Raw genomic sequence first — 12,762 nt, forward strand, 5'->3', positions numbered from 1 at the left:
ATGGCATCATAATAGCTGATAGCCTGACTAATCAAAATTAACTTGTACAATTGGCAAGTCTAAGAAAAGAATGAAATAGCCCCTATTTTTCCTTTAACTATCTGCAAGTAATCTTGGGGAGTTAACATAATTAAAGTACCTCGCACCCCAGCCGAGACAGTAATGCGATCGAAAGCTTCAATTGTTTCATCTACATAAACGGGATAGTCTTTTTTACTAGCTATAGCTGTTACTCCTCCGCGAACATATCCTGTAAGCGATTTTAGTTCTTTCAATGCAATCATTTCTAATTTACGTTCTCCAGTTAACTTAGCCATTGCTTTCAAGTCTAGCTGGGCATTACCAGGAATTACAGCAAAATAAACATTGTTTGCATTACTGCAAACTACCAAAGTTTTAAAAACTTGTTCAGGCGCAAGATTTAGTTTATTAGCCGTACTTTCTGCGGTTAAATCTTCTATATCTACTTCATAATCGAGCAATTCATATACTATATCCGAAGAATCGAGCAGACGTACTGCATTGGTTTTTGGTATCGGCATTATATTACTATTTTCTGACTTCTGTAGGGGGCGAACGGTGAGGCAGCGCGTTGGGTCGAGACCCCGCGTCGGCGTAAGACGCAAGGGAATGCTCGACTTGCGGGTCACATGCGGCTAAAGCCTTTGTCGACTTGAAGCGACTGTCGAACCCGAAGGGCCGTTCGCCCCTACTTGTTACAGTTGACTTTATTTGCCCTGCCTATTCAGAACTCAATTGTATACTGTATGCAGTTATACTTTTGTTCTCAGCCAATAATGGTAATTTTGCCTATTATTAACAGGTGTGAGAGTCAGAATGAGTATTCAAAAAATAAAACAATGGCAGTTAAAATCTAGCAGTAGATTTAATTTAATTAACAATTCAATTTTATTATTCTTACCTTTTGCTATATTATCGGCTTCGGCACTTGAAACCAGGGCATCAGAAGAAGTGAACAGCTTCGATGACACTAGCGGGATGTCGCAAGTTAATAATGTTAGACAGTTAAAAACCAAAAAAGGTTTAGAAAGCCATGATGGTAATAGCGAGATGTCTCAGGTTACCAACGTTCAGCAGCTAAGAGATGTTTCGCCCACAGATTGGGCTTATGAGGCATTACGTTCATTGGTAGATCGTTATGGTTGCATTGCTGGTTTTCCCAATCAAACTTATCGCGGTAATCAACCCCTGTCTCGCTACGAATTTGCTGCGGGTTTAAATTCCTGCCTCAGTCAAATCGAGCGATTAATTGCCTCGTCAGGAAGTGTTTCTCAATCTGACGTAGAGACTATTCAACGTTTAAACCAAGAATTTGCAGCAGAATTAGCAACCCTTGGTGGCAGAGTCGATGAATTGGAAAGTCGCGCTGCTGTAGTAGAAGATAGTCAATTTTCTACTACAGCTAAATTTACAGGTAATGTCTTTCTAAACGCTACAGGTGCAACTGCTAGTGATGATGTTTTAGCAGAAACAGCTAGTCTTGATGCACCTTTTAGTCTTCGTCGCGCAGGGCGGGATGCAAATAATAATCCTCTAATCAGCAACATTACAGACGATCCTGAAATTACCTTTAGTTATTATACTTGGTTAAACTTCGACTCTTCATTTACAGGAGAAGATAACTTAACAGTTCAACTAGTAGCAGGGAACGGTAATTCTCCTGCTAACAATTATGTTTCCGCAGGGCTTTACAACACTTTTGGCGTTCCTTTTACCGATCAAACAGGTACAGCTACAGGAGTAGGTACTGTCGAGCTACGAGAATTATCATATGATTTTCCTGTTGGTGAAAAGTTAAGGGTTATAGTCGGACCTAGAATTAATTGGTATCGCTATTTTGATAACAACAACTATACCTTCTTCCTTACAGGCGCAAGTAGCTATAACTCTAGTGGTGGTACTTTAGTAAATCCAATCGATCGTGGTTCGGGTGCAGTAGTAACTTATGACTTTAATGACTTACTAAGCTTTAGAGTCGGTTATTTGGGAGAAAACACCGAGTTTTTACCCGCAGCGTTCTTTAATACCTCTTCCGATCCTAATAAAGGGTTATTTAGTGCTACTCAAAGCCTCACTGCCGAAATCGGTTTAGCGATCGCCGAAAAAGCAAATATCCGTTTTTTATATACTAGGGCTACTATAGACAATAACCAACCGATCCTGGATGCAAATGGCAACATTACAGGCTTTGGTGTCGGTGGAGCAACAGGAGAACCCATCTATGGAGTGGCTGATGATGGCTTTGGTGGCACAATTGGAGATGCTCCTTCTGATACTTTTTCTTTTAACTTTGACTGGACAATTTTTGATAAGCTGGGAGTATTTGGACGCTATGAATATGGCAGCACTAGCATTAGACCGACAAATCCCGCTCTAGACAATGGTAAAGTGAATGCCCAGTCTTTCCAAGCTGGATTAGCTTTTCCAGACTTGGGCAAAGAAGGTGCATTAGGGACTTTATCTTTTGTAGTCCCTTTTGATGTGCTTGATGGAGAAGAGTTTCTAATATCTGGTTCGGGTGATGGAGGTACTCAATACGACCTTGAAGCTACCTATAATTTCCCAGTAAATGATAACATCTCTATTCTTCCTGCCTTTTACCTGACAATTAACCCCAATAACTTTCAAGACAACCCCGATATTTATGTAGGTAATTTGCGGATGCAGTTTAAGCTATAGTCATTACTGAGCAAAAATGAAAGAATTTAATATAGCGGTTCTCAAACTAATGAGATACAAAAGGGAATTGCTTTTAGGGATAGGGATCGGGGATTAGGAAAGAACTAGTACCTAATCCCCAATCTCCAATCTCCAGTCCCCAGACAGAACTAAAATGTACCTTGTTAATACGAGAAACGCTATAAACAGACTGAACAAGTTAAGTAAATTCTTTCTCAGCGTAAGATTCAAGCAATAATTCATATTGCTTGAATCTTACGCTTTGCTGCATGAATTCCAAAAAAGAATGATGCGAATCAAGTGGCGGGGTGACGGGGGAAGCGGAAGACGAGGAGACGGAGAGAACAGGAGACGAGGGGCAACTACGCAGGTAGCAAATTCTTTCCCCCAGTCCCCAAGTCCCCAAGTCCCCAAGTCCCCAAGTCCATAAATTATCATCCGTAGCAAACATTTGAGTATTTCATATTACATTAGACTAAAAGAGTCAGATTTTTGCGCTGTGACTGTCAAGTTGTCACAACTATCTATAGCTATGTTGATTGATGACCAATTATCCATAAGCAAAGAGCATCTTTTAAAGCAGGATCGCACCCTCAGCTTTTCTGGTATGACTTGGGATGATTACGAAAAGTTTAATGCCGTTGAATACTTAGGCTATCGTGCATCTTTTTTAGATGGAGTAATTACTCTTATGTCTCCAAGTCAAAACCATGAGACAATTAAAGACTTTATCTTTTTGTTAGTTGTTACTTATGGTGATGCCTTTGATTTGGATTACTACCCTACAGGATCGACAACTTTTAAAGATAAAAATAAGCAGGTAGGAAAAGAACCAGATACAAGTTTTTGCTTTAATAATTTGAAAGAGATTCCCGACTTGGCGATAGAAGTAGTTTTTGGTAGTGATAGTATCAACGATCTAAAAAAATATCAGCAGTTAGAAGTTAAAGAAGTTTGGTTTTGGATTAATAATGTCCTAGAAATTTATGTTTTGGTTGATGATGTTTATCAACAGCAACAATATAGTTTAAATTTGCCGAAAATTGAAGCTAAGTTGCTCACGAAATATATTGCTCAAGCTTTGACTGGAAATCCTAGAATACTTAAGAAAGGTTTTATAGAAGAAATAATTTAGTTTAGAAAAGAGACTTTACTTTAAAACAATAAAGTTTTTTAAATGCCATGCAACTTAATTATGGCGCGATCGCAGTTACTTTTGTATAAAAACATTTTCAGATTTTGAAGCTCAATTTAGCAAAATTATCTTTGAGCTATATAACAACAGATCTCGATCACAGCTTGATTATTTAAGGCAAGTTTAAAATATTGCTTATTATTATAAAATAAGGATATTTATAACGATGGGCGATTTTAGTTGGAGTGCTTTCGATAAATATACTCCCGATATCGATCAAGAAATAAAAGAAATATTAGATCGACTTCCTATTACGAACACTTCCAATAATCCCCAAGTTATTACTAATACGGTTATTCAGAACAAAAATGTTGTCATAAATAATTTAGAGGATATAGAAAATATCTTACGAGAATTAAATAGTTTAATTGGCTTGAAACAACTTAAATCAGAAATAAATAATCTGATCGACTTTCTTAAAATTCAACAAAAAAGGCAGGAATTGGGAATGTCTAAAGTTCCCATAACTTTACATTTAGTATTTTGTGGTTCACCTGGTACTGGAAAAACTACTGTAGCGCGACTAATTGGTAAGATATACAAAGAATTGGGCATTCTCAAAAAAGGACATTGTATCGAAACAGATCGTTCGGGAATGGTAGCAGAATATATTGGACATACTGCCCCCAAGGTGGATAAATTAATTGAATCAGCCTTAGATGGTGTTTTATTTATTGATGAAGCTTATACTCTAAAACCAGAAAATGCAGGTAAAGATTTTGGACAAGAAGCGATTGATACTTTATTAAAAAGAATGGAAGATTATCGCGATCGCATCGTAGTTATTGTCGCAGGTTATAATCAGGAAATGTCTCGTTTTATTGAATCTAACCCAGGCTTGCAATCTAGATTTACGCGCTATTTTACTTTTGAAGATTATCAACCAAATGAATTATTAACTATCTTTCAAAAAATATGTAATTCTCATCATTATAAATTAGATAAAGCAGCAGAAAAAGCCTTAATAACAAAATTTACAAAGTTATTTGAGGAGAGAAATAAAAATTTTGGCAATGGTAGATTGGTACGCAATCTTTTTGAAAGAACTATAGAAAAGCAAGCCACAAGACTAACTAAACTTTCTGAACTCGATCGAGAAAATATTGTCACCATCATGACAGAAGATATTGCTGTATAGTCATGAGTAATTTTAAATGTTATCGTCAACGCACATAATAACAAATTGAAAAAACCTCCTGATCGGATTTAGTGATCCAGCGTCAAGAGGTTAAGTAATATCCACCTTAGATTATACAATTACATTAGACCAAACTGAGCCAAAACTCCATGTCCAGTATTCATTTCTAAAATAATAGCTGCAACAAAACCAATCATCGCTAAACGACCATTCCAAATTTCTGCATAATTGGTGAAGCCAAACTTGCCTTCTTTCTTTTGCATAATTAATTACTCCATTAGTTGCAGAGAACTGCTTAAGTCAACTATTCTTAATTAAGTGTAACTTTTTTACATAAAGCGTTGCAATATACTTTAGATAATAAGATTGCCTTCGTAAAAACTTTTAGCGTCCTAAGCATAGATTAAAGAGATTTAATTTCTTCGATCGTTTAAAACCGATCCTCTTACCCTGGAGTGAAGACAAAGCATACAGCTACAGGCTAATTTAATTATTAAGATTGGCAATATAAACAAGATAGACTGAGCGTGATTACCACAGAAACTTTAGATTTATTAGAATGGCATCGCCTATGCCAAAACTTATCCACTTTTGCAGCGACGAAACTGGGGGTTGTGGCAGCGCGTCAGTTGAAATTGCCGAATACGCAAGCAGAAAGCGAAAGATTATTAGCCCAAACAAAAGAGATATATAGCTTAGAACAAGAGTTAGATTCTGGCTGGACTTTCAAAGGAATAAAAGATGTAGGTGCAGCCTTGGAAAGAGTTAGCATCGGCGGGGTACTATCGGCACAAGAGCTTTTAGATTTGGCTACTACCCTGGCTGGGATGCGCTATCTACGTCGTTTAATTGACAGCAAAAGCGAATTACCTACCCTGACTAAATTAGTTGCCGATGTCCGCACCTATCCTGAAATAGAAAAAGACATTCATCACTGTATCGACGATCGCGCCGAAATAGCCGATCGCGCTAACCCCAAGTTAGCAGAAATCCGCAGCGAAATTAAAAACCTACGTAGTCGAATTTATAAAGTGCTTCAGGGCATTATGCAGCGTAACTCTACGGCAATACAAGAAGCCGTAATCACTCAAAGAGGCGATCGCTTTGTTTTACCTGTCAAACCAGCTTCAAAGGAGACAATTAAGGGTATTGTTCATGATGTTTCCAGTACGGGTTCAACCTATTATATAGAGCCAAATGCAGTAGTAGGACTAGGTAATCAGTTACGGCAAAAAGAACGCCAAGAAAAGCGCGAAGAAGAGATAATCTTAAAAGCTTTATCAGAAAAGGTGAGGGAGGTACAATCAGACTTAGAAGAAGTTTTAGCTGTAGCCACCATGTTAGATTTAGCTACAGCTAAGGCGCGATATGGCTTATGGTTAGAAGCCAATCCTCCTAGGTTTATTGACACCGCAAAAAGCGAAACCACAACCTTGCGTCGTCTGCGTCATCCTTTGTTGGTTTGGCAACAACGCCACGAGGAAGGAACAGAAGTAGTTCCCATTAATGTTTTAGTAAAACCCGAAACAAAAGTTGTGGCGATCACCGGACCAAACACGGGAGGTAAAACCGTTACCCTCAAGACAATGGGCTTGGCTGCGCTAATGGCAAAGGCTGGAATGTTTGTTCCCGCGCAAGTGCCTGTTGAGTTGCCTTGGTTTGATGTGATCTTAGCAGACATTGGCGATGAACAGTCTTTACAACAAAGCTTATCGACATTTTCGGGACATATACGCCGTATTAGTCGCATAATTGCAGCTTTAAAGGATAATGCTGCTGCCAACTCTCTGATCCTTTTAGACGAAGTTGGTGCAGGAACAGATCCCGTCGAAGGAAGTGCTTTGGCGATCGCCCTTTTAAAATATTTAGCAGAACACGGCTTATTAACTATTGCCACAACTCACTACGGGGAACTAAAAGCCCTTAAATACGAAGATTCTCGGTTTGAAAATGCCTCGGTAGAGTTTGACGACAGCACTCTTCAGCCTACTTATCGCCTGCTGTGGGGGATTCCTGGGCGTTCTAATGCCCTGACTATAGCCCAGCGTTTAGGCTTAAACGATGAGATTATCGAACAAGCCCAATCTCTAGTGGGTACAGGTTCAGACGAAGATGTAAATCAAGTAATTGCAGCTTTAGAAGCACAAAGGCGAGAACAAGAAGCTAAAGCCCAAGAAGCAGGAAAGCTATTAGAACAAACCGAGCGTTTTTATGCTGAAGTATCAGCCAAGGCGGCTTCTCTTCAAGAAAGAGAACAGGCATTAAAAGTTTACCAGGAACAGGCGGTACAAGATGCGATCGCTCAAGCAAAAAAAGAAGTAGCAAAAGTTATTCATCGGCTACAGCAGGGCGATCGAACCATGCAAAAAACCCAACAGGCGACAGAGGCTTTAGACAGAATTACAGCTAAAGAATTAGCGAAAACTCAAACACCAAAAGCCAAAAAGCCAGGTTACAAGCCAAAAGTAGGTGAAAAAATTAGAATTCCTCGCCTCAATCAAACAGCAGACGTACTCAGCTTTGACGAAGATACGGAACAGCTAGCGGTCAGGTTTGGCATCATGAAAATGAATGTCGGCTTGGCAGAGATTGAGTCTCTCGACGGACAAAAAGCCGAAGTCAAGCCTAAAACCCAAGCCACGAAAAAACCTCTGGCACAAACCCAGCCAAAAAAACCTGCGGTGATGGTAAGAACTTCTAAGAACACCTTAGATATACGTGGTCAAAGAGTAGATAATGCGGAAATTGAAATAGATAATGCGATCGCCAAGGCAATTGAATCAGGAGTACTCTGGATAATTCACGGCAAGGGTACAGGGCGTTTACGTCAGGGTGTGCATGAATTTCTTAAACGCCATTCTCAAGTAGACAAGTTTGAACTAGCTGAACAAAAAGAAGGTGGTTCGGGAGTAACGATAGTACATCTTAAGTAGATCGCAATTGAATTAAACTGTTTGCTCTTTGTTAATACGAGGCTGAACGTGACTGTAAATTTCATCTCTCGTTGTCAATGTTTTGAGATCGTATAGAGAGCCTGAAGATTTAGCTATGATGCTGCATCACCTCCAAAATAACGAGCCAGCCTTTCCGCAGTATCGGCGGAAATTGAGCGCCGTTCTTTGACAATTTCGTGTATTCGAGTAGCTGGAACATTTAAAGCTAATGCCAAAGCGTTAACACCTGGTTGACTGACAAAAGATGAAGAGAAAAACCTGAGAATAGAGATTCAGTAAAGAGTTGAGGGATTGACACAAAGCAAGGGGAGTCAGCACTCTGAGATTAGATACCACTCATAATTTCAGAATACTGTGAATCAAAACTCCCGTCTCTACAATGCCTTGAATCAATGGATGAGTCAATAGAAGTTTGAAGACAGAAGTATGAAGGCGCGAAGTTTCAAGTTTGTTCGAGGGCTTGTACCTCATACGAAGGAAGAAGTTTGAAGTTTGAAGGAAGAAGGAATTCGGAATTCGGGAAGGATTTTTTGTAGCTCATACCTCACACCTCATACTTCGCGCCTTCATACCTCATACACAGGGCTATCGCCCAGATCGTCCGTCCTTCGGACGACTTCGATGCTTCGCATCGTGTAGGGCGAAGCCCTGGTACCTCTACCAAACTAAGAGCGATCGTGAACGACGGGGCTTGCAACTATAGTGGAACAAAGGACTTGTCCGCATGTAGGAGGAAGTAGCTGTTTACGAAGTTTGAAGGAAGAAGTTTGAAGGAAGAAGGAAGAAAGATTTTTTGTACCTCATACGAAGGAAGAAGTAGCTGTTTTACTTCATACTTCATACCTCATACTTCATACTTCATGCAGCTGTTTTACTTCATACACGGACTCTCTGTCCGTCGCCGTTCCCGAGGAGACGTCGGAACGCAGAGAGCGTTCACCTCACACTTCGCGCCACAGGGCTATCGCCCAGATCGTCCGTCCTTCGGACGACTTCGATGCTTCGCATCGTGTAGGGCGAAGCCCTGGTCAAGCTACTGACTGGTTACATTTATGTCATCTTCAAACTTGTATTTGGATGATAATTGCTTTAATACACACGGGCAATGTCAACCTGACAAAATGGTCGATGTACATCCCTGGTCGAGGGAAGTTGGCTGGGGGTAGACAGAGACGTATTCAGCGTTGGCTAAACAATCCTCGAATCAATGTCCATCGAATCAGAAAGTCCTTGGTCAAAGCAGCACTTGATGATTGGTCAGAATCAAAAATATTTTTGGCATTAGACACTTCACTGTTCTGGGATGAGTATTGCCTTGTGCGGCTTTGGGTTATTCATCGAGGGAGAGCTTTACCGTTGGTGTGGAGAGTGATGAACCATGAAAGTGCTAGTATTTCAGTTACCGATTATCGAGAGATGATTAAGCAGGCACAAGTTAGGCTACGAGAATCAGTTAAGGTAATTTTACTCGCGGAGCGAGGATTTATACATACCGAATTGATGACCATGCTGACAACTCAACTAGGATGGCATTATCGTCTCCGAATTAAGAGTAATACCTGGATTTGGCGTGGAAGTTGGTGTCAACAGAAGTTTGAAGACAGAAGTATGAAGGCGCGAAGTTTCAAGTTTGTTCGAGGGCTTGTACCTCATACGAAGGAAGAAGTTTGAAGTTTGAAGGAAGAAGGAATTCGGAATTCGGGAAGGATTTTTTGTAGCTCATACCTCACACCTCATACTTCGCGCCTTCATACCTCATACACAGGGCTATCGCCCAGATCGTCCGTCCTTCGGACGACTTCGATGCTTCGCATCGTGTAGGGCGAAGCCCTGGTACCTCTACCAAACTAAGAGCGATCGTGAACGACGGGGCTTGCAACTATAGTGGAACAAAGGACTTGTCCGCATGTAGGAGGAAGTAGCTGTTTACGAAGTTTGAAGGAAGAAGTTTGAAGGAAGAAGGAAGAAAGATTTTTTGTACCTCATACGAAGGAAGAAGTAGCTGTTTTACTTCATACTTCATACCTCATACTTCATACTTCATGCAGCTGTTTTACTTCATACACGGACTCTCTGTCCGTCGCCGTTCCCGAGGAGACGTCGGAACGCAGAGAGCGTTCACCTCACACTTCGCGCCACAGGGCTATCGCCCAGATCGTCCGTCCTTCGGACGACTTCGATGCTTCGCATCGTGTAGGGCGAAGCCCTGGTCAACCTAAAAACTTTCACTTTCATTTAGCAGAGGCAATTTGCTTACACAACGTACAGATTCACAAAGGTGAATTTTCTGGCAAAGTTCATGTGATTCTTGGTCGCAACAACGTTAACGGCGAACTATGGGCAATTGTCAGTAATAAAAAAACTACTCTACAAACCTTTGCTGAATATGGATTACGTTTTGATATCGAAGAGAATTTTTTAGATGACCAAGCTGGTGGTTGGAATGTTCAACGCTCGATGATTCGAGATGTATGCGCTTTGTCCCGTTTGTGGTTTATCTTATCTGTGGCTACTCTCTACGTTAGTGCCCAAGGTGTTGAGGTAGTTCGTATTGGCAAACGAAGATGGGTTGATACTCATTGGTTTCGTGGTAATAGCTATTTTAGGATTGGTTGGGATTGGGTCAAAGCTGCACTCATTAATGGTTGGAATTTACTTCATTGCGTGACTTTCTCTAGTAATCAAGATCCCTCACCTGCAATGGCATCACGATCGCAATATCAAAAACGAGCAGATCAGTTGGAGTTCAAAGTTTTAACTTATTCCTACAATATTTCTTGAAAGTTTTGTCAGTCAATCAGGCGTTAACACTCATTCCTAAAGGCAAGATAAAGTCTTCTCTTAAAATTTCTCCTGGATGAACTGGACGCATAAGATTAATTGGACGGTTCATAATCTTGTTAGTAATAATCGATATTTTATTATTTTAGGACTTACGCAGTTTAACGAGTTTTGCCCCCCTAGCCCCCCAAATTTGGGGGGAACAAGAATATAAAAGTCTCCCAAGTTTGGGGGATTTAGGGGGCGAGTGCGTAAGTCCTATATTTTATGCCGTGCTAGGTATGAAAGCCTAAAAATTAGGCTTCCTGGTTGCTCATTTGTTTACGGGCTGCTATGATTTTACATAGACGAGAAGCACCATATAATCCTCCTAAAATTAAGATACCTAGGTCGGGTGATACGTCGAAGGGAACGGCAGTAGCGGGAGAGGAAGAAAAAGTATAGGCTCCATTGTAGGGAGCAGATTGACTGGATTTATTATTTATAAGAGAATATTGAAATGATCCTTTTCTTAAACCAAAATTATGATGTATTCCCGTTAGAAGAACCATCTAAAGTATCTATAAGAAGAAAATCATCCATCACTAATTCAGATCCATTTGAGGAAAAAATATTGCTGTAACCCCCTCTATTGAAAAAGGAGGAATTTGGTGTTCCAAAATTTCCTCCAGAACCATAAAAAGTAAAGGTTTCACCATTACCTTGAGTAGTGATTTCCCAGTCCTCAAAATCTGATGTTGTTAAATTGCCAGGAATTGCACTATCTTTTACAGAAAAAGTTCCAGAAGAGGTATTTTGACCGACCGTTAAACCACTAAAAGAGAAATCAAAAGCTTGTGCTGATGACTGAATTGTCAATGCCAGAGTAGTTGCTAATCCAAATCCAGCAACTTTAGATAAATAATTCTTCATTTTTGTAAAAATAAATAGATGAGATATATGCATCTCTAATATGGCTGTTGTCTTGTATTTTAGAAAACAGTATTTTTACGAAAAGTATAGAGTTACACAAAGATACTTTGTGTAATTTACTTAATTAGAAAACTTTTCAAATTCTTTTATTATCTTTGTTAATTGCCGAATATTGATTACTAAGCTATAAAAAGGCTTATAGCTCTATCTCTTATTTTTATTCATGCTAAAGTATCGTTTGTGGCGAATTAAACAAAGCTTTGTTGCTCGCACAAAAACAACCTTGGAATACAAAAGATTAAATATCCAGGTTGAACGAAACTCAACAAAAATTATTAATACTGTTGGTTATGTAATCTTTGCTGTTGTTTTATTAGACTATGCTTTTCTGTTAGCTTCGGCTCAATTTTCTGATTCTGATTGGGTGCATAGCACGGCTGGTGGTTTAGTGGAAAATGGTTGGGGGCTTTTGCTGGGATTTCTGTTTATTTTCTACCGTCGCGATCAGGATATTGTCAAACCAAAAGAGTTCTTTCTCCTCAAACTTATTTCTTGGTTGGCTTTAGTTATTGGTATTAGTTATTTTCTAGTTGCACCTTTGATTATTGGCAATGCTTTTCGGATTAATCGTAATTCTAAAGCACAAATGATCGCTCAAATTGATGCAGCTAATACTCAAGTCGAGCAATATTCTACTCAGTTAGAAAAAGCTACTCCCGAACAGTTAGCTAGTGTATTAAAAAACTATCAATCTAACTCACCAGAACTAGAGATAACTAATAGGCAACAATTAAAAGAAAACTTACTAACCCAAGTTCAACAAAAGCAAAATCAAGCAAAAAAAGAACTACAAACTCAATTTACATTACAGAAGAAAAAACTGTTTAAAATAACTGTCAAATGGTCAATGACAGCAATTATGACAGGGATGTGTTTTATATTGATTTGGAAATATACGACTTGGGCAAGAGTTGGTTATTAAGCTAAATCTATTGATGAGTTTAGAATAGGTTGATATGGATGAAGAAATAGAGCTAGATTCAACAACATAAATGGGGATTAAAAACCTTTTTAAATTAGAT

11 protein-coding genes and 2 pseudogenes are annotated in these 12,762 nt (G+C 39.4%); 7 read left to right on the forward strand and 6 right to left on the reverse strand.

The features are described 5' to 3' along the window. Positions 1 to 59: 59 nt before the first annotated feature. Positions 60 to 542, reverse strand: a complete 483-nt coding sequence (gene ybaK / locus SLP02_RS13220; RefSeq protein ID WP_319421122.1) for a Cys-tRNA(Pro) deacylase — start codon at positions 540 to 542, stop codon at positions 60 to 62. A gap of 295 nt (positions 543 to 837) precedes the next feature. Between ybaK and SLP02_RS13225 the strand changes: the two genes are divergently transcribed. The 3 genes from SLP02_RS13225 (at position 838) to SLP02_RS13235 (ending at position 5,033) form a co-directional block, all read left to right on the forward strand. Then, positions 838 to 2,700 carry an iron uptake porin gene (locus SLP02_RS13225; protein ID WP_319421123.1) on the forward strand — a complete coding sequence of 621 codons (1,863 nt, stop codon included), beginning with the start codon at positions 838 to 840 and terminating at the stop codon, positions 2,698 to 2,700. Between the two features lie 532 nt (positions 2,701 to 3,232). Continuing rightward, positions 3,233 to 3,835 (forward strand): Uma2 family endonuclease, encoded by a 603-nt coding sequence (locus SLP02_RS13230; protein WP_319421124.1) that lies wholly within the window; start codon positions 3,233 to 3,235, stop codon positions 3,833 to 3,835. Positions 3,836 to 4,061: 226 nt separating this feature from the next. Beyond that, complete coding sequence (locus tag SLP02_RS13235; RefSeq protein ID WP_319421125.1) at positions 4,062 to 5,033, forward strand: AAA family ATPase; 972 nt, start codon at positions 4,062 to 4,064, stop codon at positions 5,031 to 5,033. Between the two features lie 119 nt (positions 5,034 to 5,152). Here SLP02_RS13235 and SLP02_RS13240 read toward each other — a convergent pair whose 3' ends face one another. Then, complete coding sequence (locus SLP02_RS13240) at positions 5,153 to 5,296, reverse strand: chlorophyll a/b-binding protein (RefSeq protein WP_319421126.1); 144 nt, start codon at positions 5,294 to 5,296, stop codon at positions 5,153 to 5,155. A 264-nt stretch (positions 5,297 to 5,560) separates the two neighbouring features. On the opposite strand from SLP02_RS13240, the gene SLP02_RS13245 reads away from it, so the two are divergent. Beyond that, positions 5,561 to 7,966: an endonuclease MutS2 gene (locus SLP02_RS13245; RefSeq protein WP_319421127.1), complete on the forward strand. Its 2,406-nt coding sequence runs from the start codon at positions 5,561 to 5,563 to the stop codon at positions 7,964 to 7,966. A gap of 12 nt (positions 7,967 to 7,978) precedes the next feature. Here the strand turns inward: SLP02_RS13245 and SLP02_RS26675 are convergent. Further along, positions 7,979 to 8,211, reverse strand: a pseudogene (locus SLP02_RS26675) (HigA family addiction module antitoxin); the annotation flags it as partial. An 853-nt stretch (positions 8,212 to 9,064) separates the two neighbouring features. Here SLP02_RS26675 and SLP02_RS13255 point away from each other — a divergent pair. After that, positions 9,065 to 9,658, forward strand: a complete 594-nt coding sequence (locus SLP02_RS13255) for a hypothetical protein (protein WP_319418706.1) — start codon at positions 9,065 to 9,067, stop codon at positions 9,656 to 9,658. Between the two features lie 630 nt (positions 9,659 to 10,288). Continuing rightward, the gene (locus tag SLP02_RS13260) at positions 10,289 to 10,768 is read left to right on the forward strand and encodes a hypothetical protein (RefSeq protein WP_319421129.1); all 480 of its coding nucleotides are present in this window, start codon (positions 10,289 to 10,291) and stop codon (positions 10,766 to 10,768) included. 19 nt (positions 10,769 to 10,787) lie between these two features. Here SLP02_RS13260 and SLP02_RS26680 read toward each other — a convergent pair. From SLP02_RS26680 to SLP02_RS13270, 3 genes and pseudogenes are all read right to left on the reverse strand, one after another. Further along, a pseudogene (locus SLP02_RS26680) lies at positions 10,788 to 10,883 on the reverse strand (addiction module antidote protein, HigA family); the annotation flags it as partial. Between the two features lie 181 nt (positions 10,884 to 11,064). After that, complete coding sequence (locus SLP02_RS13265; protein WP_319421130.1) at positions 11,065 to 11,319, reverse strand: PFE-CTERM domain-containing protein; 255 nt, start codon at positions 11,317 to 11,319, stop codon at positions 11,065 to 11,067. After that, positions 11,291 to 11,680 (reverse strand): hypothetical protein, encoded by a 390-nt coding sequence (locus SLP02_RS13270; RefSeq protein WP_319421131.1) that lies wholly within the window; start codon positions 11,678 to 11,680, stop codon positions 11,291 to 11,293. The genes SLP02_RS13265 and SLP02_RS13270 overlap by 29 nt, the downstream gene beginning before the upstream one ends. 223 nt (positions 11,681 to 11,903) lie before the next feature. Here SLP02_RS13270 and SLP02_RS13275 point away from each other — a divergent pair, with 223 nt between their 5' ends. Further along, positions 11,904 to 12,662, forward strand: a complete 759-nt coding sequence (locus tag SLP02_RS13275) for an HpsJ-like protein, cyanoexosortase A-associated (RefSeq protein ID WP_319421132.1) — start codon at positions 11,904 to 11,906, stop codon at positions 12,660 to 12,662. Positions 12,663 to 12,762 lie beyond the last annotated feature (100 nt).

Origin of the sequence: Pleurocapsa sp. FMAR1 (assembly GCF_963665995.1) — a bacterium.
Lineage (GTDB): Bacteria > Cyanobacteriota > Cyanobacteriia > Cyanobacteriales > Xenococcaceae > Waterburya.